Here is a 20,978-nt window from a genome sequence, read left to right as displayed (position 1 = left end):
ATTGAAACATGACGGCTGAAATTTGTCCCTCCGTAGACGTATTGGGATGAAGAGTAACCTGTCATAGAGTCTCTCAAATGTTTGCAGCGCGAACGATGGAAACATCTTCGGGTTGTGAGGTTAAGTGACTAAGCGTACACGGTGGATGCCTAGGCAGTCAGAGGCGATGAAGGGCGTGCTAATCTGCGAAAAGCGTCGGTAAGGTGATATGAACCGTTATAACCGGCGATACCCGAATGGGGAAACCCAGTGTGTTTCGACACATTATCATGTCATGAATACATAGTGGCATGAGGCGAACCGGGGGAACTGAAACATCTAAGTACCCCGAGGAAAAGAAATCAACCGAGATTCCCCCAGTAGCGGCGAGCGAACGGGGAGGAGCCCAGAACCTGAATCGGCTTGTGTGTTAGTGGAAGCGTCTGGAAAGTCGCGCAGCAAAGGGTGATAGCCCCGTACACTAAAATGCACAGGTCGTGAGTTCGATGAGTAGGGCGGGACACGTGACATCCTGTCTGAATATGGGGGGACCATCCTCCAAGGCTAAATACTCCTGACTGACCGATAGTGAACCAGTACCGTGAGGGAAAGGCGAAAAGAACCCCGGCGAGGGGAGTGAAATAGAACCTGAAACCGTGTACGTACAAGCAGTGGGAGCACCTTCGTGGTGTGACTGCGTACCTTTTGTATAATGGGTCAGCGACTTATATTTTGTAGCAAGGTTAACCGTATAGGGGAGCCGTAGGGAAACCGAGTCTTAACTGGGCGATTAGTTGCAAGGTATAGACCCGAAACCCGGTGATCTAGCCATGGGCAGGTTGAAGGTTGGGTAACACTAACTGGAGGACCGAACCGACTAATGTTGAAAAATTAGCGGATGACTTGTGGCTGGGGGTGAAAGGCCAATCAAACCGGGAGATAGCTGGTTCTCCCCGAAAGCTATTTAGGTAGCGCCTCGTGAACTCATCTTCGGGGGTAGAGCACTGTTTCGGCTAGGGGGCCATCCCGGCTTACCAAACCGATGCAAACTCCGAATACCGAAGAATGTTATCACGGGAGACACACGGCGGGTGCTAACGTCCGTCGTGAAGAGGGAAACAACCCAGACCGCCAGCTAAGGTCCCAAAGTCATGGTTAAGTGGGAAACGATGTGGGAAGGCATAGACAGCCAGGATGTTGGCTTAGAAGCAGCCATCATTTAAAGAAAGCGTAATAGCTCACTGGTCGAGTCGGCCTGCGCGGAAGATGTAACGGGGCTAAACCATGCACCGAAGCTGCGGCAGCGACGCTTAGCGTTGTTGGGTAGGGGAGCGTTCTGTAAGCCGTTGAAGGTGGCCTGTGAGGGTTGCTGGAGGTATCAGAAGTGCGAATGCTGACATAAGTAACGATAAAGCGGGTGAAAAGCCCGCTCGCCGGAAGACCAAGGGTTCCTGTCCAACGTTAATCGGGGCAGGGTGAGTCGACCCCTAAGGCGAGGCTGAAAAGCGTAGTCGATGGGAAACAGGTTAATATTCCTGTACTTGGTGTTACTGCGAAGGGGGGACGGAGAAGGCTAGGCTAGCCGGGCGACGGTTGTCCCGGTTTAAGCGTGTAGGGGGTGTGACCTGGTAAATCCGGTTGCATATCAACCCTGAGGCGTGATGACGATGCACTACGGTGCAGAAGTAGTTGATGCCCTGCTTCCAGGAAAATCCTCTAAGCTCCAGGTAACATTAAATCGTACCCCAAACCGACACAGGTGGTCAGGTAGAGAATACCAAGGCGCTTGAGAGAACTCGGGTGAAGGAACTAGGCAAAATGGTGCCGTAACTTCGGGAGAAGGCACGCTGGCATGTAGGTGAAGTCCCTCGCGGATGGAGCTGAAGCCAGTCGAAGATACCAGCTGGCTGCAACTGTTTAATAAAAACACAGCACTGTGCAAACACGAAAGTGGACGTATACGGTGTGACGCCTGCCCGGTGCTGGAAGGTTAATTGATGGGGTCAGCCGCAAGGCGAAGCTCTTGATCGAAGCCCCAGTAAACGGCGGCCGTAACTATAACGGTCCTAAGGTAGCGAAATTCCTTGTCGGGTAAGTTCCGACCTGCACGAATGGCGTAATGATGGCCAGGCTGTCTCCACCCGAGACTCAGTGAAATTGAACTCGCTGTGAAGATGCAGTGTACCCGCGGCAAGACGGAAAGACCCCGTGAACCTTTACTATAGCTTGACACTGAACATTGAGCCTTGATGTGTAGGATAGGTGGGAGGCTTTGAAGCGTGGACGCCAGTCTGCGTGGAGCCATCCTTGAAATACCACCCTTTAATGTTTGATGTTCTAACTCGGCCCCGTGATCCGGGGTGAGGACAGTGTCTGGTGGGTAGTTTGACTGGGGCGGTCTCCTCCCAAAGAGTAACGGAGGAGCACGAAGGTTAGCTAATCACGGTCGGACATCGTGAGGTTAGTGCAAAGGCATAAGCTAGCTTGACTGCGAGAGTGACGGCTCGAGCAGGTACGAAAGTAGGTCTTAGTGATCCGGTGGTTCTGAATGGAAGGGCCATCGCTCAACGGATAAAAGGTACTCCGGGGATAACAGGCTGATACCGCCCAAGAGTTCATATCGACGGCGGTGTTTGGCACCTCGATGTCGGCTCATCACATCCTGGGGCTGAAGTAGGTCCCAAGGGTATGGCTGTTCGCCATTTAAAGTGGTACGCGAGCTGGGTTTAGAACGTCGTGAGACAGTTCGGTCCCTATCTGCCGTGGGCGTTGGAAGATTGAGAGGGGTTGCTCCTAGTACGAGAGGACCGGAGTGAACGCACCACTGGTGTTCGGGTTGTCATGCCAATGGCATTGCCCGGTAGCTAAGTGCGGAAAAGATAAGCGCTGAAAGCATCTAAGCGCGAAACTTGCCTCAAGATGAGTCTTCCCTGGGCCTTCAAGGCCCCTGAAGGAACGTTTAAGACTAAGACGTTGATAGGCTGGGTGTGTAAGTGCAGCGATGCATTGAGCTAACCAGTACTAATGATCCGTGAGGCTTAACCTTACAACACCGAAGGTGTTTTTTAGAGAGATTTTCAGCGAAGTTCCGAGATTGGTTCTGATGGCTTGACGGAAGTGAAGCGGTTGGAATGAAACGAATTTGCCTGGCGGCAATAGCGCGGTGGTCCCACCTGACCCCATGCCGAACTCAGAAGTGAAACGCCGTAGCGCCGATGGTAGTGTGGGGTCTCCCCATGCGAGAGTAGGACACTGCCAGGCATCAAACAAAGCCGAAAGCCCTGAACTGACGTTCAGGGCTTTTTGCTATGCGTAAAAAGGAAAATCCCCGTTGTAATCCGCTTCAACTTTCATCGTACTGTTTAATATTCATCACAAAACCAACGCATTGTTTCTCTGAATGTCAGATATTCTTCGTCCGCTATTAAGTTTGGCTGTTAACTTATAAATAACAATAAAGTAACAACCAGGGCGGCAGGACGCCGAATTTCATCATTGCTATGGCTCGGAGAAAATATCATGACAGAAACAACCTCGGCTCTTGGGGATGAGCACGGCGTCGAACAGGAGGCGCTGGATAACAAGAAACGCATTTTCGCTATCGTCGGGGCTTCATCAGGCAATCTGGTGGAGTGGTTTGATTTTTACGTTTACTCCTTCTGTTCCATTTATTTTGCCGCCTCGTTCTTTCCAGCGGGCAACAGCACCACGCAGCTGCTGCAAACCGCCGGTGTTTTCGCCGCCGGCTTCTTTATGCGACCTATCGGCGGTTGGCTGTTCGGCTATATTGCCGACAAGCATGGCCGAAAAAACTCCATGCTGCTTTCAGTCTGCATGATGTGCGCCGGATCGCTGGTGATCGCCTGCCTGCCGACGTATGAATCGATCGGCAGTTGGGCCCCGGCGCTGCTGCTGATCGCTCGGTTGTTCCAGGGGTTGTCGGTGGGCGGCGAGTATGGCACCAGCGCCACCTACATGAGCGAGGTGGCAATCAAGGGGCGGCGTGGCTTCTACGCATCGTTCCAGTACGTGACGCTGATTGGCGGGCAACTGTTGGCGCTGCTGGTCTTGGTGATCTTGCAGCAGATATTGCCCGCCGAAGAGCTGAAAGCCTGGGGATGGCGTATACCGTTTGCCTTGGGGGCCGTGTTGGCGGTGGTGGCGCTGTACCTGCGCCGCTCGCTGAATGAAACCTCCGATGCGAAGACGCGTAACCACAAAGATGCTGGTTCGCTGACGGGGCTGTGGAAAAATCGCAAGGCGTTCCTGATGGTGCTGGGCTTTACCGCCGCCGGTTCACTGACCTTCTACACCTTCACCACCTACATGCAGAAGTACCTGGTGAACACTGCCGGTATGGACGCCAAGCTGGCCAGCGCCATCATGACCGTTGCGCTATTCGTCTTTATGCTGCTGCAGCCGGCGGTAGGCGCGTTTTCGGACAAAATCGGCCGTCGCAGCTCGATGCTGATCTTCTCAGCCTTCGCCACGGTGTTGACGGTGCCGATCCTGTTTGCCTTGAAAGAGGTGACCAACCCCTTTATGGCGTTCGGTCTGATCGTGTTGGCGTTGTTCGTTGTCAGCTTTTACACCGCGATCAGCGGGCTGCTTAAAGCCGAGATGTTCCCGCCGGAGGTACGCGCGTTAGGGGTAGGTTTGTCTTATGCGGTGGCGAATGCTCTGTTCGGCGGTTCGGCGGAATATGTCGCGTTGTCGCTTAAATCATTCGGCGTGGAGAATGCCTTCTTCTGGTACGTTTCCGGCATGTGCCTGCTGGCGTTGCTGGTTTCGCTTCGGTTGCATCGCAAAGGCAAGGAGATACAGCTGTAATAAAAACCCCGGCCTTGGCCGGGGTCAGAGTACCGCTTACAGGATACGGCTAATCAGCCGATCGATGCGGATACGCCGCAGACGGCGAATCAGCTTGCGCACCTTGATCGGATACTGCTGAATGCTTTGCAGCTCCTGATAGTGCCCGACCACGGTGGTGTGGGTGCGGATGCACTCCAGCTCTTTTTGCCGCTGTTCGCGCATCTCTTGTTTGGGATCGTGGATCAGAATGGCGTTTTCCAGATCCAGCCGCCAGGCGCGCGGGTTGAGATTATTGCCGGTAATCAGCTGCCACTCTTCGTCTACCCACATGCCTTTCAGGTGATAGCTGTTATCGCCATCCTTCCACAGACGCACGATCAGCTGCCCGGTATCGATATAACGCTGCAAGCGGCTCAGGAAGCGGCGCAGGTTGATCTCGTACAGGTAGGGCAGCGCGCCGATGATTTTGAACGGCTGGTCTTCCGGAATATAGAAATCGTTGGCGGTCTTGTCGCCGACAATGATCTCCACCTGTTTGCCCTGGCGCAGCAGATAAATGATGTTGCGCACCAGCAGCGCCGGCAGGTTGAAGTAGGGGGTACAGAGCGTCAGTTTCTGGTCGGCGCACGACATCAGGTGATGAATGGTTTTATTCAGCACGCTTTGCTTGCCAAGCCCAACCAGCGGCGTCACCGCCAGCTCATCGTTGCCGGCCTTGCCGCGGAAGTGGTAACCGGCGCGGCGCAGGGCGAAACGGAACAGACGGGTCTCGTTTTTGATCTCCGGGCTTTTCGGCCGATCGCTGCGATCGAGGCGCTGTACGGCGCCGGCGGTGAGCAGATGCTGCTTGATGTAATCGATCAAGGTATCGGCCAGCACGCCGTTGGTGATCAGCTGATAGCGATCGTAACGGTATTTCTCATGCTGATGCAGATAAACGTCGTTGATGCTGGCGCCGCTGTAGATCGCGGTATCGTCGACCACAAAGCCTTTCAGGTGCAGTACGCCTAACGCTTCGCGGGTATTGACCGGCACGCCGTAGATCGGCACCGACTGTTCCGGATGTTGGCTGGCCATGGCGCAGTACCAGTCGGCGTTGGTATTGGCGGCGGCGGCGCCGATGCGCCCACGCTGTGCGCGGTGCCAGTCGACCAGTACGCAGATTTCCAGCTCGGGCCGCCGCTGTTTGGCTTGATACAGCGCGTTGAGGATCTCGCGCCCGGCGTCGTCATGCTCCAGATACAGGGCCACCAGATAGATGCGTTGGGTGGCGTTGGCGATGGCGCTCAGCAGCGTGGTGCGAAAATCGGACGGCGCGTACAACGTACGAACATCAGCAACCGTCTGGGGGAGTTTGGGCAGTTGTGCAAGGTGTTGTTGATGTTTGCTACGTTTAAATTTTGACAACATCACAGTGCGTTTCTTCTCTCATGATTGATGGCCAGAACGCCACAGGCATAAAAACAATAAACCGAATAATCGGGCGATAATACCATTAGTTGCCCCGATTGTGCGTATGTTTTGGCGTTAAGTGGTGGATTCGTAGCGCATTGCGACGCAGGTCACTGCGCGTCGGCGGCCTGCAGCGGCAGCGTCAGATTGACGATGCCGTCCTCAAGCTGCACCTCGATGCCAAAGCCCAGCCGCTGCGCCAGTGCGATCATGCCGCGGTTATTCGGCATGGTGATGCCGCTCAGACGGGTCAGGCCATGAGCGCGCGCATAGGCGATCATTTTCTCCAGCAACTGACGGCCCAGGCCCAGGCCTTTGAGGTCGGAACGCACCAGCACGGCGAATTCGGCGTCGGTGTTGTCCGGATCGGACAGCGCGCGCGTCACGCCGATGATCTCGTCTGCGCGCACCGCCACAAAGGCCATTTCTCGATCGTAGTCGATCTGCGTCATGTTGGCCAAATCGTCATGGGTAAACTCGTTGATCTCGCTGAAGTAGCGATAATAGAGGTCTTCCTTGGTCACCCGGTCGATGAAATGTTTCAGCGTCGGCTCGTCTTCCGGCAGGATCGGGCGGAACAGGCATTGGCTGCCGTCTTTCAACGCGATGGTCTCTTCCAGCTCATGCGGATAAGGGCGGATCGCCAGCCGCGCCTGCGGATCGCCGCTGAACGGCGCGAGCTGCATCGAAACGTCCAGCAGAGTGAATTCGCTGCCGGAGGCCAACACCGGGTGAATATCCAGCCGGGCGATCTCCGGGCAGTCGAGGATCAGGTTGGAGACCTGCACCAGCAAGCGGCTTAGTCCAGGGATATCTAAAGGCCGCAGCGCGCTGCGCCCGCGGATCTTGCCGCCTTTCACCGCCTGCAGCACCAGATAACGCGCCAGCGCCATGTTCAGCGGCGGCAGCGCGACCGCCACCTGATTTTCCTGGCGCCATTCCACACCGCCTTCACCCAGCATGATCAGCGGGCCGAAAATCGCATCCTGCTCCACCGCGATGCGCAGCTCCTGGGCGCCGGCGCGGTTGGCCATGCTCTGCACCAGCAAACCGTGGATGCGCGCCTGAGGGTAGGTGCGCTTCACGCGGTCGAGGATCGCCTCCGCCGCGCGCTGCACTTCGGTCGCGGTGCGCAGGTAGAGCATGACGCCCTGAACTTCCGACTTGTGCGGGATATCCGGCGAACGGAGCTTCAGCGCTACCGGGTAGCCGATCTGTTCGGCGATATGTACCGCTTCGGCGCTGTCTTCGGCGATCCAGGTCGGCAGGGTGCTCAGGTCATAAGCCTGCAGAATGGATTGCACCTCGTGGGTATCCAACTGGGTGGCGCCTTCGGCCAGTGCCTGATGGATCAGGCGGTGAGCGTCGGCGGTATTGGCGGTCAGGCCGACCGGCAGCGCCGGGGTCTCTTTCAGCTGCTTCTGGTTGCGGCGGTATTCCACCATATGCATAAAAGCGGTCACAGCGCCTTCCGGCGTGCGGTAGGTGGGAATGGCGGCCTCGGTAAACAGCCGGCGCGCCTCTTGAGAGGAGTATTCGCCGCACCAGTTGGTCAGCAAGGTGATGCGTTTGCCGCGCGCATGGCGGTGCAGCGCGTCGATCAGCCGCTGCGCCGTGGCGGTGCCCGGCGCCGCCGCGCTCGGCGCATGGATCAGCAGCAGCGCGTCATAGTCGTGGCTGTCGAGCAGCGCTTCGAGAGCCGCCAGGTAGCGCTGCGGCGTGGCGTCGTCGCGCAGATCGAGCGGGTTGCCGGCGCGAATGAAATCCGGCAGCGCATCGCTCAGCTTCGCCAGGCTCTCATCGTTCAGCGTCGCCAGCTTGCCGTTGCGCCCGAGCAGCTCGTCCAGCGCCATTGCCGCCGGCGCCGCCCCGTTGCTGACGATCATCAGCCGCTCGCCGCGCAGCGGATGCATATGGCTGAGGGTTTCCACCGCGGAGAACAGCTCATGGGTATCCTGCACGCGCAGCAGGCCGGCTCGCTGGATGGCGGCGTCGTAGGCGGCGTCCAGCCCCTGCTGGCTGTTGAGCAGTAATTGCGCCTGTTGGCTGCGGCCGCTTTTGATCACCAGAATGGGCTTGTTGCGTGAGGCGCTGCGCGAGGCGGAGAGAAAGCGCCGTGCGTCGCTGATGTTTTCCAGATACAGCAGGATGGCGCTGGTTTTGCTGTCGCGCGCCAAAAAGTCGAGCAGGTCGTCGACGTCGATATCCAGGCTGTCGCCCAGCGCGATGAAGTAAGAGAAGCCGACTTCGCGCTGCTGCGCCCAGTCGAGAATGGTGTTGGCGACGGCGGCGGACTGCGAGATAAACGCCAGCTTGCCTTTTTGGATCGGCACCGGCGAGAAGCTGGCGTTGATGCCTTGCCACGGCGCCAGTAATCCCAGACTGTTGGGGCCCAATAGCCGCATGGCGTAGCGCTGCGCGCAGGCTTTCAGTTCGGCGAACTGTTCTGGCGGTGAAGAGAGCACGATGGCGGTTTTGCAGCCGCGCTGCCCCAGCGCGTCGAGCAGCGCCAGATTACGCTTGGCGTGAGTGCAGATGATCGCCAGATCCGGCGTCAACGGCAGGCTGGCGACGTCGGGGTAGGCCATGACGCCGCATACCGCCTTGTAGCGCGGGGTCACCGGCAATATGGGGCCGCCGAAACCGCCGGCCAGCAGGTTGCTCATCATCAGGTTGCCGGCGCGGCCCGGCTGCTGCGAAGCGCCCAGAACGGCGATCGATTTGGGACGTAGTAGCGCTTCTAACCCTCGCTGGCTCATGCACGGCTCCTTTTGGCAACGTTACGCCTGATTTTAGGCGCTTTATGGCTGCATTGCTGTGACCGATGCCTCCGGCCGGGTCGGTTTTCCCGCCAGATACTGTTGACGGAAATAGCGAAAATGCTGATTCAACCCTTCGGCGGCCGGCAGATCGCCCGCCTGTTGCAGCAGGGCGGCGGCCACTTCCGCCGTGCAGTGTTGCTCGGCGCGGCTGGCTTCGCGCAGTTGGTAGTCCGATGCGGCGTCGACGTTGAGGGAAAACACCGGGAATTGATTGAGATACGGGCTTTTACGGAACATTTTGCGCGCCTCCGCCCAGGTGCCGTCCAGCATGATGAACAGCGGCGGTTTGCCGCCGACGGGCAGCGCGCTGAACACCGGCCGTTCGGCGTCGGCGTAGGACGCGGGGAACACCACATAAGGCTGCCGGGTGGGATCGTTGATGGCCGCCAGCAGGGCGGGATCGACCTCGGTACGCGACCAGAGGAACGCCTGGGTGTCCGGCAGGATATCGGCGATCAGGCGGCCGGTGTTGCTGGGCTTGAGCGGCTCGGCGCCGAACATGATCAGGCAGAAACGGCTGCCGGCCTGCTGTGGGCGAATGGTGTCGCACAGGCAGTTCTTATGCGGCAGCAGGCAACCCTGACAACGCGCCACACGGCAACCGCGCGCCAAAAAAGGGCGGGTGGCGCGGTCTAAACGGAATTGGCGCAGGCGAAGTACGGCGTTGTCGGTCATAACGATCCTGGGGAAAAACCGCTATTGTAACGCAGAAAAAAGCCCGCCGGGAGGGGCGGGCTCGATCGGGGCGCGTTCGCGCGCAATGGCGGGATACGGCCTATACTTGCCGAATCACACTAACTCGTTGAGCCAGTTATCAAACGGCGCTTTCGGCATCGCGCCGTTGAGCATGTCGACCATTTTGCCCTGACGGAACACCATGATGGTCGGGATGCTGCGGATGCGGAAACGGGCGCTCAGCTCCGGCTCGGCTTCGGTGTTCACTTTCACGAAGCGCACTTTGCCGGCGCGCTCTTCGGCCACGTCTTCAAAGATCGGCGCAAAGCTGCGGCACGGGCCGCACCACGGCGCCCAGAAATCGACCACGACCGGCAGATCGTCCTGCAGCAACTGGTCCAGCGTGGCGGCGGTGGCGTTGATCACTTCACCGTCGAAGAGCTCATGGCCGCAGCGGCCGCATTTCGCGTTGTCCGCCAGACGTTCTTCCGGCACGCGGTTGGTGGCATTGCAAGCTGCACAAACTGTATTCATGTTGACCTCGGGTACAGAGAAAGCATGGTCCCCGCAACGCGGTTGCGGAGATGTTTCTTTAATGCTGACAATTATCGGCAAAACCCGGCGCGTGAACAATGAGGTTTGTTCAATGGATGTGATAGTTGGGAGCTTTTAGCGCAAGTTGGTGGCTTCGTGCACCAACATCAGGTAATCTTCGCGCCCTGCGCGTTGGTGGAGAAGACAATGAACGATTCATTTAGTGGCAAGAACGGTAAAGTCAAAGTGATGTACGTCCGCAGTGACGACGACAACGGCGACGACCGTAACAAGAATAAACGTCCGGCCGGCAAAGGCCGTCCGGCTGACGGTGCGCGATCGGGCCGCACCGGTCAAGACAAGGCGCGCGGCGGCAACGATCGTCGCGGCGCCGACTCCCGCCGCAGTGAAAGCGATCGTCCTCGCCGTCCGGCGCGCTCTGAAGATCGCGGTGGCAATGAGTCGCCGTGGAGAACCGTCTCACGCGCGCCGAATGAAGAGCCGGCGTTCGATCATGGCGGCATCAGCGGCAAAAGCTTCATCGATCCTGAGCAACTGCGCCGCCAGCGCGCGGAAGAAACCCGCGTTTACGGTGAAAACGCCTGTCAGGCGCTGTTCGCCAGCCGTCCGGAAGCGATTGTGCGCGCCTGGTTCGTGCAGTCGGTCACCCCGCGCTTCCGCGAAGCGCTGCGCTGGATGGCGGCTAACCGCAAAGCTTACCACGTGGTGGATGAAGAAGAACTGGCCAAGGCTTCCGGCACCGAGCACCACGGCGGCGTCTGCTTCCTGATCAAAAAACGTCAGGGCCTGGATGCGCAGACCTACCTGAAAACCGCACCGGCGACCGACTGCGTGCTGGCGCTGGAAGAAGTGGGCAACCCGCACAACCTGGGCGCCATCGTCCGTTCGTGCGCCCACTTCGGCGTCAACGGCGTGCTGCTGCAGGATCCGGCGCTGCTGGAATCCGGCGCGGCGGTGCGCACCGCAGAAGGCGGGGCGGAGCATATCAAGGCGATCAACGCTGACGATTTCCTGTCGGTGCTGGATACCTTCCGCAAGGCGGGTTACACCATCGTCACGACCTCGAGCCACAAAGGCACCGCGCTGGCGCAGGCCAAACTGCCGGCCAAGATGGTGCTGGTGTTGGGCCAGGAACGCGACGGTCTGAGCGACAGCGCCTGGCAGCAGGGTGACATGAACGTGTCTATCGGCGGCACCGGCAAGGTGGAAAGCCTGAACGTTTCCGTGGCGACCGGCATTCTGCTGGCGGACTGGTGGCGTCAGAATCAGGCGTAATCTTTTCTACGTCGGATAAAAAAACGGGCGCCCCAGGGCGCCCGTTTCGTTTATTGCAGCTTAGTGCGCGCCGCCGCCCCCGCCGCCGCCGGAGCTGAACGGCGGTTTCGCCACCCACACCAGCACCAGCAGCACCAGGAACACCCCGGCCGACAGCCAGAAGATTTCGTTGGCGGAGATGATCAGGCCCTGCGCGGTGATCTCGTTGGCGATGTACGCCGACGCCTGCTGCTTGCTCATGCCGAGCTGCTCCAGCTGGTGGTACATCTCCTGCGACTGCGGGTTGTACGGGTTGACGAACTCCGTCAGCTGCGAATGGTGCTGCGATTCGCGCTGCGTCCACAGGGTGGTGGTGATCGAGGTCCCGATCGAACCCGCCAGCGTTCGCGTGAAGTTCGACAGGCTCGATGCCGCCGCCATACGCTCCGGCGGCAGGCCGGACAGCGTGATGGTGGTCAACGGCATGAAGAAGCAGGCGATGGCGAAGCCCTGGACGAACTGCGGCCAGGCGGAAGCGCCGAAGTCCATGCCCGGTTCAAACGTATAGGCGCGCCAGTAGAAGCACACGGCATACATGATGAAGCTGAAGGTCACCAGCCGGCGCATGTCGAGCCGGTTGCCGAACTTGCCGATGATCGGCGACAGCAGCACCGGGATCAGCCCGACCGGCGCCGACGCCAGCCCCGCCCAGGTGGCGGTATAGCCGTACACCTCTTGCAACAGCTGCGGCAACAGCACGATGGCGCCGAAGTACAGCATGTACGCCAGGCTGATGCACAGGCAGCCGATGGTGAAGTTGCGCGATTTGAACAGCGACAGATCCACCACCGGATGGTCGTCCGTCAGCTCCCAAACCACCAGGAACAACAGCGCCACCACCGCCACGACGGTCAGGGTGATGATCTCGGTCGAGTTGAACCAGTCCAGCTCCTTGCCCTGATCGAGCATCACCTGCAGCGAACCGATGCCGACGATCAGCAGCACCAGTCCAACCGTGTCGATCGGTTTGATCTCGGTTTTGGTTTCTCGCCCCTTCAGCGTCGCCATCGCCGCCATGATAACGAAGGCGCCGATCGGGATGTTGATGAAGAAGATCCAACCCCAATGGTAGTTGTCGCTGATGTAACCGCCGAGGATCGGCCCGAATATCGGCGCGACGATAACGGTCATCGACCAGAGCGCCAGGGCCATCGCTCGCTTGGCGGGCGGGTAGTTATTCAGCAACAGGCTCTGCGACAGCGGGATCAGCGGCCCGGCCACCACGCCCTGGATCACGCGGAAGAAGATCAGCATGCCGAGGCTGTTGGAGATGCCGCACAGCCAGGAAGCGAGGACGAACAGCGCGGTGGACCAGAGGAACAGCCGCACTTCGCCGATGCGCTTCGCCAGCCAGCCGGTGATCGGGATCGAGATGGCGTTCGCCACGCCGAACGAGGTGATCACCCAGGTCCCCTGCGAGTTGGAAGACCCGAGGTTACCGGCAATGGTGGGGATCGCCACGTTGGCGATGGTGGAGTCCAGCACCTGCATGAAGGTCGCCATGGCGAGCGCGACCGTCATCCAGGCGAGCTGGGCGCCTTCAAGCGGTTTCTGTGGCAAGATGGCCTCCCGCGCGCTTAGCCGGCGTTCGCATGGATCACGTCGGCGATCAGCTGGTTAACCGGCGCCAGATTCAACGCCAGCGCGTCGCTCTGGTACAGCGGTTTGTCGCGCACCACGTCAGACAACACGCGGCCGTCCAGATTGGCGGTATCGACGGTCACCAGCGTCGAAAGACCGATGCGCAGCGGATGATCGGCCACCTGCTTGGCGTCGAGCTCAATACGCACCGGCAGACGTTGCACCACCTTGATCCAGTTGCCGGTCGCGTTCTGGGCCGGCAGCAGCGAGAAGGCGCTGCCGGTGCCCATGTCGATACCGACCACTTTGCCTTGATACACCACGTCATCGCCGTAGACGTCGCTGACCACCGTCGCCGGCTGGCCGATGCGCATGTTGGCGATCTGGGTTTCCTTGAAGTTGGCGTCAACCCAGATGTGATCGGCCGGCACCACCGCCATCAGCGGCGAACCGGCGGCGATCTGCGCGCCGACCTGCACGCTGCGGCGCGAGACATAACCGGTAATCGGGCTGATCACCTTGGTACGCTGCAGCGCCAGCCAGGCGTCGCGCATCTGCGCGGCGGCCTGTTGGATCGCCGGCTGCTGTTCCAGCGGGGTATTCAGCACCATCGCCTGATTGGCGTTGTATTGCTGCACCGCCACTTCCAGGGCTGCCTTGGCGCTGTCGACCGCATCGCGCGCGTGTTGCAGTTCTTCGCGGCCGATGGCGTCGACGCTGCCCAGCACCACGCGGCGTTTCAGATCGTTCTCGGCCTTGCTCAGATCGGTCTTGCGCAGGGCGATGTTGGCCTGATATTGCTTGCTGTTGATGATCAGCTGGTGGGTCTGACGCACGCTGTTGGCCAGGCCGGTCTTGGCGCGTTCAAACGCCTGCTCGGCATCGGTCGGATCGAGCGTCAGCAGCACGTCGCCCTGCTTGACGTAGTCGGTGTTGTCGAAATTGACGCTGTTCACGCTGCCGGACACCTGGGCCATGATCTGCACCTGGTTGCCGGAGACGTAGGCGTCGTCGGTTTCCTGATGATGACGCAGCACCAGGAACCAATACACTAAGTAAGCCACCCCTATAACAATGAAAATAACCGTCAGCAACAGCAGCCAAAATTTGCGCTGCTTCTTTTTGCCGCTCGGCTGCTGCGGGTTTTGAGTTTCCGCGCTTGCGCTCATGGTGTTCTCCAAGCCTTATATTATTATGCTTTCGAATCCGCTGCGGCCGGGGCCTGATAGCCACCGCCCAGCGCGCGGATCAGTCCTATCTTCGCCTGCAGTAAATTGCTGCTGGCATTCAACTCCGCCTGTTGCTGCTGTAATAGCTGCGTTTGGCTGGTCAACAGATCGTCGCGCCCGATAATCCCTGCCTGGTAACGGGCGTTGGCGACCTGGTACACCTGTTGCATCGACTGGGCCGCGGACGCCGCCTGCAGCTGCTGTTGCGCAGAACTCTGCTGGATGGTGATGGCGTCGGCGGTTTCCTGTACCGCATTCAGGATGGTTTGGTTGTAGGATTCCACCGCTTCGTCATACAGCGCGGATTCCTCGCCCAGCTTGCTGCGCAGCGCCCCGGCGTGGAAGATCGGCAGCGAGATCGCCGGCATCACGTTCCAGGCCTGGCTGGCCGCTTCAAACAGATTCGGGCTGGTGCCACTGGTATTGGTGGTCATCAGGCCGGCGAAGGCTGAAATGGTCAGGCTGGGATAAAACTCTTTACGCGCGGCGCTGACGCGCTGGCTGTAAGATTCCACCAGCTGGCGTTGCGCGGCGATGTCCGGGCGTTTACCCAGCAGATCCGCCGTCAGCTCGCCCTGCGGCGCCATCAGGTTGTCTGCGGGCAACGGCACCTGACGCAGGTGCTGCATGGCGTTCGGCCCCTGGCCCGCCAACGCGGCAAGCTGGTGTCTGAGCTGTTCGATTTGCGACTGCAGCTGCAGGATCTGCTGCTTGGCGACGTCGGACTGCGCCTGGGTCTGTTGCGGCACATCGACGCCGGTCAGCCCGGCCTGATAGCGCTGTTGGCGCAGCGCGGTCAGGCGCTCATTGTTGTTTACTTCCTGCTGCAGCAGCTTCTCGAGCGCCAGATTGCTCTGCAGCTGGTAGTAGGCGGACGCCACCGAGCTGGTCAGCGTCAGCGCCGCCTGTTCCTGCTCGGCGCGCGCGGCGTTGACCTGCGCCTTGGCGGCGTTCACCTGGTTGCGGTATTTGCCCCACCAGTCGAACTCGTACGCCAGGTTCAACCCCAGCGAGTTGGAGCTTTCGTAGATGGGCTTATGCGGATACCCCAGCCCCATATTGACGTTTTGCGGCACGCGCTGGCGCTGGGTGCTGGCGTTCAGATCCAGGTTCGGCCCGTTGGCGGCGCTGGCTTCACCCACCACGCTCTGCGCTTCGCGCACGCGGGCGGCGGCTTGACGCAGGGTCGGCGAGCTTTGCAGCGTCTGCGTCATCAGGGTATCCAACTGCGGATCCTTGAGGGCGCGCCACCACTGCGGGCTGACGGCCAGCGAACTGACTTTCGGCTGAGCCAACTGCAGGCTCTGCGGATCCATCAGCGTGGATTGCGGGGCAATATTATCGGTCGAAGCACACCCGGCCAGCAGTAACACGGCGAACAGCGGGGTGAATCTCCAGTGAAATGGGGATCGCATAAGTAGGTACCTGAACAGAAATTGTGAATTAGGGTAACTGTTCTGTGATTTCCATTTGATCCAGACGTGCCAGCAATTTGCGCGTCAGCTGTTCCAGCTGTTTTTGCTCATCGTCGGTCAATGTGGACCACAGGAAATGCAGACATTGATGCTGCGGCGGCAGCAGTTGACTGAGAAATTCTTCCCCCTGCGGCGTCAGGTGCAGATGCAGGCAGCGGCGATCATTGTCGCTTTCCCGGCGCTCGATCCAGCCGCGTTTCTCCAGCTCGTCGGCGATGCGGGTCGCATTGGTGCGCGAGGAGCCTAAGGCAGAGCTTAGCTCAGAAGGTTGGATGCTGTGGCTTTCCTGCGCATCCAGGGTAATCAGCGCCATAAACAGTGTTTCGTTAATCCCCTGCGCTTTGAGCATCTTATTGCGGTTTTCCAGCAGCTTGCCTTGCATGTGCATGCACAGGCGGGTCAGCAGGATTTCCTGATAAGGGAAATCTTTCTGCCGCGTGGCGCGGAAATTCAGCATTTGTTCTATGGGGGCAAACGAGCTTTCCATAATTTAGGGCCTCATTAATTTCGTTCGAGATAGTAACGACGGTGACAAATAATGTAAATGTTCAGCCGTGCGGATAATTTAGCAATTCGTGTCATTTGTCAGTGTTTGTAAAGATGTGGCGCCTGAAAACGCCAGTGTGAAGCCAAACGATCGGGAGCGGCGTCAGCCCGCGCCGAAAATCATTAACAGCTTTAATGTGACGCCAAAGGCCGTTGCGCCGAGCAGCGTCGACAGAATGATGCTTTTGCTGCGGTAGAAGCACAGCGCCAGCGCGGCGAACCCCACCAACGTCGGCAGCAGTTTGTCCGGCTCGCGCATCACCACCGGCGTGCTGGAGACCACCAGCAGGGCGCAGATCGAGGCGATGCCGATGCTGTCGAGCAGCAGGGCGGCTTTACCGCGTTTGAGGCCGGGCTGGGCGCGCGCCGGCGCCAGCCGCAGCGGCAGATAACGGAACAGGTAATTGGCGCAGCCCACCACCAGGCCGATCACCAGCACATCAGTGTTCATGGCTGGCCTCCGCAGGGGTAGGTTGGAACAGAGCGGCGACGCAACCGGCGCCGATGCCGGCCAAAATGGCGACCGGGATGGAGAACAGCACCACGCCGAGCAGCGCGCCGGCTAATGAGGCTGCGATGGTCAGGCTCTGCGGACGCCGGAAGGCGGCCAACAGGAAGCTGAGAAACAGCGCCGGCAGCATGAAGGCCAGCGAGGCCTCGATCACCGGGAACTGCTCCAGCGGGCCGTTGCCGAACAGCGCGCCGAGCGCGGTGCCGGCCACCCAGGAGAGCCAGGAACAGAGCGCGATGCCCAGCATCCAGTTTTCGCTCCAGCTGCGGTTATTGCGCATCAGTCTGGCGGTGGCGGCGGCGAAGACCTCATCGGTCAGACCAAAGGCCCACATCGCCGTTTTACCGGGCGACATGCGCGAGACGATACGATGACGCAGCGCCGGGCCGTACAGCAGGTGGCGCACGTCCATCGCCATCACCGTCAATGCGGAGACCCACAGCGACATCCCGGCGCTCAGCAGGGCGGTGATCACGAACTGGCTGGCGCCGGCGTAGATGATGCAGGAGAAGAAAATGCTTTCCAGCGGGGAAAAACCCAGTTTGACGGCGCTGAGGCCGAAGGCGAACGCCACCGGGACATACCCGATGACGATCGGCAAACTGTCGACGACGCCGTTGGCGAAAGTGGCGCTGACGGCGGGCGGATTGAGGCTGTCTGCAGCTTGGCTTTGCATGGTTGTGGATCGCAGGGTAGATAGGACTTCAATAGTTTATGCCCAGAACATTACCAGAGAGTAAGTAATGTTTATACCCTGCACCGCTAATAAATTTCTTTAGTGACTATTTGCACGATAATCAGATTGTCGCGGGCCCCTGGGGATCGTGGTGCTTGCCGAGCCACCAGGTCAGCAGGTTGAGCAGGCATAACACCCCGCCGGCGGCGGCCACGCCGTACCAACCGGCATGTTGATAGGCCGAGGCGGAGAGCAGTGAACCGAGAGCGCCGCCGATAAAGTAGCTGGTCATGTAGCCGGCGGTCAGGCGGTTGCGCGCGTCCGGCATGATGCGGTACATCACGCTCTGGTTGGTGACGTGCACCGCCTGCACCGCCAGATCGAGGATCAGGATGCCGGCGATCAGCGCCCACAGCGATTGTTTGGCGAACGCGATAGGGATCCAGGACAGCAGCAGCAACACCAGGCCGACGGTGGTGGTCAGCCCGGCCTTGCCTTTGTCCGCCAGATGCCCGGCGCGCGAAGCGGCCAGCGCCCCGGCGGCGCCCACCAGGCCGAACAGCCCGATCACTCCCTCGGAATAGTTGAACGGCGGCGCGGCGAGCAGAAAGGCCATTGAGGTCCAGAGCACGCTGAAGTTGGCGAACGACAGGGCGCCGAGGATGGCGCGGGTGCGCAGCAGCGGCGTGCGGCAGAACAGGCTGAAGATCGAGGCCAGCAGCTGCGGGTAGTTCAGCCCGGAGTGTTGCTTATAGCGCGGCAGCGCGCGCCACAGGATCAGCGCCATCAGGATCATCAGCACGCTGGCGACCCAGTAGATGGTGCGCCAGCCGCCGAACGACGCCAGTGCGCCCGCGACGGTTCGCGCCAGCAGGATGCCGAGCAGCAGGCCGCTCATGATGATGCCGACGGTCTTGCCGCGCTTTTCCGGGTGGGCCAGCGTGGCGGCCAGGGGCACCAGGATCTGCGCCACTACCGAGAACAGCCCGGTGAGCGCGGTGCCGAGGATCATCATCGGCAGCGTGGCGGAGGTGGCGGTGATCAGCATGCCGCCGGCGGCCAGCAGCGTCATGAAAACGATCAGGCCGCGGCGTTCGAACATGTCGCCGAGCGGCACCAGCAGCAGCAGGCCGGTGGCGTAACCGAGTTGCGCGGCGGTGACGATAAAGCCGGCCTGGTTGACCGACAGGTTGAAACTGGTGGCGATGGTTTCCAGCAGCGGTTGCGCGTAGTAGTTGCTGGCGACCGCCAGGCCGGTGGCGATGGCAATCAGCACGGTCAGCGCCGGGCTGAGGCCCGGATGGGCGTTTTGTGGGTTCATGATTTTTTCATCACGGGAAGAAGATAGCGCGCAGTATCCGGCAACGCGTCTGCGGAAACCAATGTATAATTTTCATTTGATTTATCTCATTTCAAGATAGATGCCATGAACCTGAAACAGATCCGCTACGCGCTGGCGGTGGCGGAAGAACAGAGTTTCACCCGGGCGGCGCAGCGCTGCCATACGGTGCAGTCGGCGCTCAGCCACCAGATCGCCAAACTGGAAGAAGAGCTGGGCTGTACGCTGTTTGAACGCACCTCGCGCCGGGTGCGGTTGACCCCCGCCGGCCAGGCTTTCATTCCGTCGGCGCAGCGACTGTTGGCGGCGCAGCAGGCGCTGGTGGAAGAGGTGACCGCCGCCGGCGATGCGGTGTCCGGCACCCTGACCATCGGCACGATTTCAACCATAAACGCGATTGATCTGACCGAAAAGCTCGACAAGTTTCATCGCCACTATCCGGCGGTGAACATCCGCCTGTACGTTGGCATGAGCGAAGCCCTGCTGGAGGATGTGCGTCAGCAGAAGTGCGATATGGCGTTCGTCGGCATTTGGCCCGGCGATGTCGATTTACTGCCGATGTCGCACCGGCAGTTGACCGATGAGCCACTGGTGGCGCTGGTGGCGCCGCAGCACCCGCTGGCCAACCGCGAGCGGGTAAACCTGCAAGCGCTGGCGGAAGTCCCGCTGGTGGATTTCTACAGCGGCACCGGCGCGCGGCGCCAAACCGATCGCGCCTTCCTGGCGGCGGGCATCCGCCGACACGTCAGTTTTGAGATAGATCATATCGAATGGCTGGAGAATTTGGTGCGGCGTGGATTGGCGGCGGGCATCGTACCTGTCTCGACCGCGCAACGCTTAAGCGCGCTGGTGTCGATTCCGATTGAAGACGGGCCGCGGCGCCAGGTGTATTGCATCTGGCCGCAGCCCTTGTCGAACGCCGCCGCACGTTTTTTACAGTTCAGCGGCATCGATATGGCGGGGTAGGGGCGCGGCAAAGGCGGCGCCCCTGAACGGTTACGACTTCGCCGCTGCGGCGGCGGTTTTCACCCAGCCGTCGAAGGTCGCCTGGTGCGCCTTGATCCAGCCGTTAACGTGGTTCTGGATATCGGCTTCCGAAGCCTGGCCTTCATGCATGCGCAGGTTTTGCGCGTTGATGTCGGCGATCGGCAGCTTCATGATGGCGAACAGCTTGGCGGCCGCCGGATTGGCTTCGGCCCACTGTTTGTTGGCGGCGATGCGCATGGTGTTGACCGGGAAGCCGTAGTTGGCGCCGTTAGGCAGCTTGGTGTCGACGTTCTTCTGCTCGCCCGGCAGCGAGGAGAACGGCACCTGCAGCCAGACCACGTCGCGGCCCGGCACCAGCACATCGCTGACCCAGTACGGCGTCCAGGTGTAATACAGCACCGGTTTGCCCTCTTTGTAGCGGGTAATGGTGTCGGCGATCATCGCCGCGTAGTTGCCCTGGTTGTGTTCGACGGTGTTGCTCAGGCCGTAGGCCTTGATGTGGTGGTTGATCACCGCTTCGCAGCCCCAGCCCGGGGTGCAGCCGGTCAGATCGGCCTTGCCGTCGCCGTTGGTGTCGAACAGTTTGGCGATCTTGGGATCCTTGAGCTGCTCGACGTTGGTGATGTGGTATTGCTCGGCGGTTTTCTTGTCGATCAGGTAGCCCTGCGCGGCGCCGTTGACGTAGACGCCTTCGCGGTAGAACTTTGCGTCGCCGCCGGCGGCCTTGTACTGATCGGCGTGCAGCGGATCCCAGTTGACCGCGATAAAGGTCGCATCGCCGGAGGCGATCGAGGTGTAGGCGACGTTGTAATCCACTTCACGCGGTTCTTTCACGTCATAACCCAATTTTTCCAGCGCTTTGCTGACCAGCAGCGTCTGGAACGTCTCTTCGGATATGGTGCTTTGCACCGGCTGTACCGCGATCCCCTTGCCAGGTAAATCTGCCGCGCTCACGCTCTGTGAGCCAATCAGCGTCGTCAGGGCGAGAGCCCAGATGCCCGTGGTGCGCATAGTGTTTCCCCTCT

Annotated in this window: 15 protein-coding genes and 2 rRNA genes; 5 read left to right on the top strand and 12 right to left on the bottom strand. The window is 60.0% G+C overall.

The window, feature by feature from the left end; all coding sequences use genetic code 11:
- The first annotated feature begins 118 nt into the window (after positions 1–118).
- The 3 genes from J0F90_RS19170 to J0F90_RS19160 all read left to right on the top strand — a co-directional run bounded on the left by J0F90_RS19170 (position 119) and on the right by J0F90_RS19160 (position 4,809).
- Positions 119–3,025, top strand: a 23S ribosomal RNA gene (locus J0F90_RS19170).
- Positions 3,026–3,124: 99 nt separating this feature from the next.
- Positions 3,125–3,240, top strand: a 5S ribosomal RNA gene (gene rrf, locus J0F90_RS19165).
- 258 nt (positions 3,241–3,498) lie between these two features.
- Positions 3,499–4,809, top strand: a complete 1,311-nt coding sequence (locus J0F90_RS19160) for an MFS family transporter (protein ID WP_016929861.1) — start codon at positions 3,499–3,501, stop codon at positions 4,807–4,809.
- A 36-nt stretch (positions 4,810–4,845) separates the two neighbouring features.
- Here the strand turns inward: J0F90_RS19160 and pssA are convergent, their stop codons facing one another.
- The 4 genes from pssA to trxC all read right to left on the bottom strand — a co-directional run bounded on the left by pssA (position 4,846) and on the right by trxC (position 10,274).
- The gene (gene pssA, locus J0F90_RS19155) at positions 4,846–6,201 is read right to left on the bottom strand and encodes a CDP-diacylglycerol--serine O-phosphatidyltransferase (protein ID WP_028127521.1); all 1,356 of its coding nucleotides are present in this window, start codon (positions 6,199–6,201) and stop codon (positions 4,846–4,848) included.
- Positions 6,202–6,353: 152 nt separating this feature from the next.
- Complete coding sequence (locus J0F90_RS19150) at positions 6,354–9,002, bottom strand: bifunctional acetate--CoA ligase family protein/GNAT family N-acetyltransferase (RefSeq protein WP_033639536.1); 2,649 nt, start codon at positions 9,000–9,002, stop codon at positions 6,354–6,356.
- 42 nt (positions 9,003–9,044) lie between these two features.
- Positions 9,045–9,740, bottom strand: a complete 696-nt coding sequence (locus J0F90_RS19145) for a tRNA-uridine aminocarboxypropyltransferase (protein WP_004928866.1) — start codon at positions 9,738–9,740, stop codon at positions 9,045–9,047.
- Positions 9,741–9,854: 114 nt separating this feature from the next.
- Positions 9,855–10,274 carry a thioredoxin TrxC gene (trxC, locus tag J0F90_RS19140; RefSeq protein WP_004928868.1) on the bottom strand — a complete coding sequence of 140 codons (420 nt, stop codon included), beginning with the start codon at positions 10,272–10,274 and terminating at the stop codon, positions 9,855–9,857.
- 207 nt (positions 10,275–10,481) lie between these two features.
- Between trxC and J0F90_RS19135 the strand changes: the two genes are divergently transcribed.
- Complete coding sequence (locus tag J0F90_RS19135) at positions 10,482–11,570, top strand: tRNA/rRNA methyltransferase (RefSeq protein ID WP_004928870.1); 1,089 nt, start codon at positions 10,482–10,484, stop codon at positions 11,568–11,570.
- A 60-nt stretch (positions 11,571–11,630) separates the two neighbouring features.
- Here the strand turns inward: J0F90_RS19135 and emrB are convergent, their stop codons facing one another.
- The 7 genes from emrB to J0F90_RS19100 all read right to left on the bottom strand — a co-directional run bounded on the left by emrB (position 11,631) and on the right by J0F90_RS19100 (position 18,948).
- A complete protein-coding gene (emrB, locus tag J0F90_RS19130) occupies positions 11,631–13,169 on the bottom strand; it encodes a multidrug efflux MFS transporter permease subunit EmrB (protein WP_016929856.1) in 1,539 nt (512 codons plus the stop codon).
- A gap of 17 nt (positions 13,170–13,186) precedes the next feature.
- The gene (gene emrA, locus J0F90_RS19125; protein WP_016929855.1) at positions 13,187–14,359 is read right to left on the bottom strand and encodes a multidrug efflux MFS transporter periplasmic adaptor subunit EmrA; all 1,173 of its coding nucleotides are present in this window, start codon (positions 14,357–14,359) and stop codon (positions 13,187–13,189) included.
- Positions 14,360–14,382: 23 nt separating this feature from the next.
- Positions 14,383–15,834, bottom strand: coding sequence for an efflux transporter outer membrane subunit (locus J0F90_RS19120; RefSeq protein ID WP_028127520.1), 1,452 nt, complete (start codon positions 15,832–15,834; stop codon positions 14,383–14,385).
- A gap of 28 nt (positions 15,835–15,862) precedes the next feature.
- Entirely contained in the window at positions 15,863–16,381 is a 519-nt protein-coding gene (gene mprA, locus J0F90_RS19115) for a transcriptional repressor MprA (protein ID WP_004928879.1), read from the bottom strand.
- Between the two features lie 162 nt (positions 16,382–16,543).
- Positions 16,544–16,891 carry an L-valine transporter subunit YgaH gene (gene ygaH / locus J0F90_RS19110; protein ID WP_016929852.1) on the bottom strand — a complete coding sequence of 116 codons (348 nt, stop codon included), beginning with the start codon at positions 16,889–16,891 and terminating at the stop codon, positions 16,544–16,546.
- Positions 16,881–17,627 carry an AzlC family ABC transporter permease gene (locus J0F90_RS19105; RefSeq protein ID WP_033639537.1) on the bottom strand — a complete coding sequence of 249 codons (747 nt, stop codon included), beginning with the start codon at positions 17,625–17,627 and terminating at the stop codon, positions 16,881–16,883. The genes ygaH and J0F90_RS19105 overlap by 11 nt, the downstream gene beginning before the upstream one ends.
- A gap of 121 nt (positions 17,628–17,748) precedes the next feature.
- Positions 17,749–18,948, bottom strand: a complete 1,200-nt coding sequence (locus tag J0F90_RS19100; RefSeq protein ID WP_033639538.1) for an MFS transporter — start codon at positions 18,946–18,948, stop codon at positions 17,749–17,751.
- 105 nt (positions 18,949–19,053) lie between these two features.
- On the opposite strand from J0F90_RS19100, the gene J0F90_RS19095 reads away from it, so the two are divergent.
- A complete protein-coding gene (locus tag J0F90_RS19095) occupies positions 19,054–19,932 on the top strand; it encodes a LysR family transcriptional regulator (protein WP_004928891.1) in 879 nt (292 codons plus the stop codon).
- Positions 19,933–19,962: 30 nt separating this feature from the next.
- Here J0F90_RS19095 and proX read toward each other — a convergent pair whose 3' ends face one another.
- Positions 19,963–20,964, bottom strand: a complete 1,002-nt coding sequence (gene proX / locus J0F90_RS19090) for a glycine betaine/L-proline ABC transporter substrate-binding protein ProX (protein WP_033639539.1) — start codon at positions 20,962–20,964, stop codon at positions 19,963–19,965.
- Positions 20,965–20,978 lie beyond the last annotated feature (14 nt).

The organism is Serratia marcescens subsp. marcescens ATCC 13880 (assembly GCF_017299535.1).
GTDB lineage: Bacteria > Pseudomonadota > Gammaproteobacteria > Enterobacterales > Enterobacteriaceae > Serratia > Serratia marcescens.
This window is presented reverse-complemented; position numbering and strand designations above follow the sequence as displayed.

Bases quoted from the DNA above. Each gene is read 5' to 3' on its own strand.
- J0F90_RS19160 (WP_016929861.1), top strand. From the start codon at position 3,499: ATGACAGAAACAACCTCGGCTCTTGGGGATGAGCACGGCGTCGAACAG.
- pssA (WP_028127521.1), bottom strand. From the start codon at position 6,201: ATGTTGTCAAAATTTAAACGTAGCAAACATCAACAACACCTTGCACAA.
- J0F90_RS19150 (WP_033639536.1), bottom strand. From the start codon at position 9,002: ATGAGCCAGCGAGGGTTAGAAGCGCTACTACGTCCCAAATCGATCGCC.
- J0F90_RS19145 (WP_004928866.1), bottom strand. From the start codon at position 9,740: ATGACCGACAACGCCGTACTTCGCCTGCGCCAATTCCGTTTAGACCGC.
- trxC (WP_004928868.1), bottom strand. From the start codon at position 10,274: ATGAATACAGTTTGTGCAGCTTGCAATGCCACCAACCGCGTGCCGGAA.
- J0F90_RS19135 (WP_004928870.1), top strand. From the start codon at position 10,482: ATGAACGATTCATTTAGTGGCAAGAACGGTAAAGTCAAAGTGATGTAC.
- emrA (WP_016929855.1), bottom strand. From the start codon at position 14,359: ATGAGCGCAAGCGCGGAAACTCAAAACCCGCAGCAGCCGAGCGGCAAA.
- J0F90_RS19120 (WP_028127520.1), bottom strand. From the start codon at position 15,834: ATGCGATCCCCATTTCACTGGAGATTCACCCCGCTGTTCGCCGTGTTA.
- mprA (WP_004928879.1), bottom strand. From the start codon at position 16,381: ATGGAAAGCTCGTTTGCCCCCATAGAACAAATGCTGAATTTCCGCGCC.
- ygaH (WP_016929852.1), bottom strand. From the start codon at position 16,891: ATGAACACTGATGTGCTGGTGATCGGCCTGGTGGTGGGCTGCGCCAAT.
- J0F90_RS19105 (WP_033639537.1), bottom strand. From the start codon at position 17,627: ATGCAAAGCCAAGCTGCAGACAGCCTCAATCCGCCCGCCGTCAGCGCC.
- J0F90_RS19100 (WP_033639538.1), bottom strand. From the start codon at position 18,948: ATGAACCCACAAAACGCCCATCCGGGCCTCAGCCCGGCGCTGACCGTG.
- J0F90_RS19095 (WP_004928891.1), top strand. From the start codon at position 19,054: ATGAACCTGAAACAGATCCGCTACGCGCTGGCGGTGGCGGAAGAACAG.
- proX (WP_033639539.1), bottom strand. From the start codon at position 20,964: ATGCGCACCACGGGCATCTGGGCTCTCGCCCTGACGACGCTGATTGGC.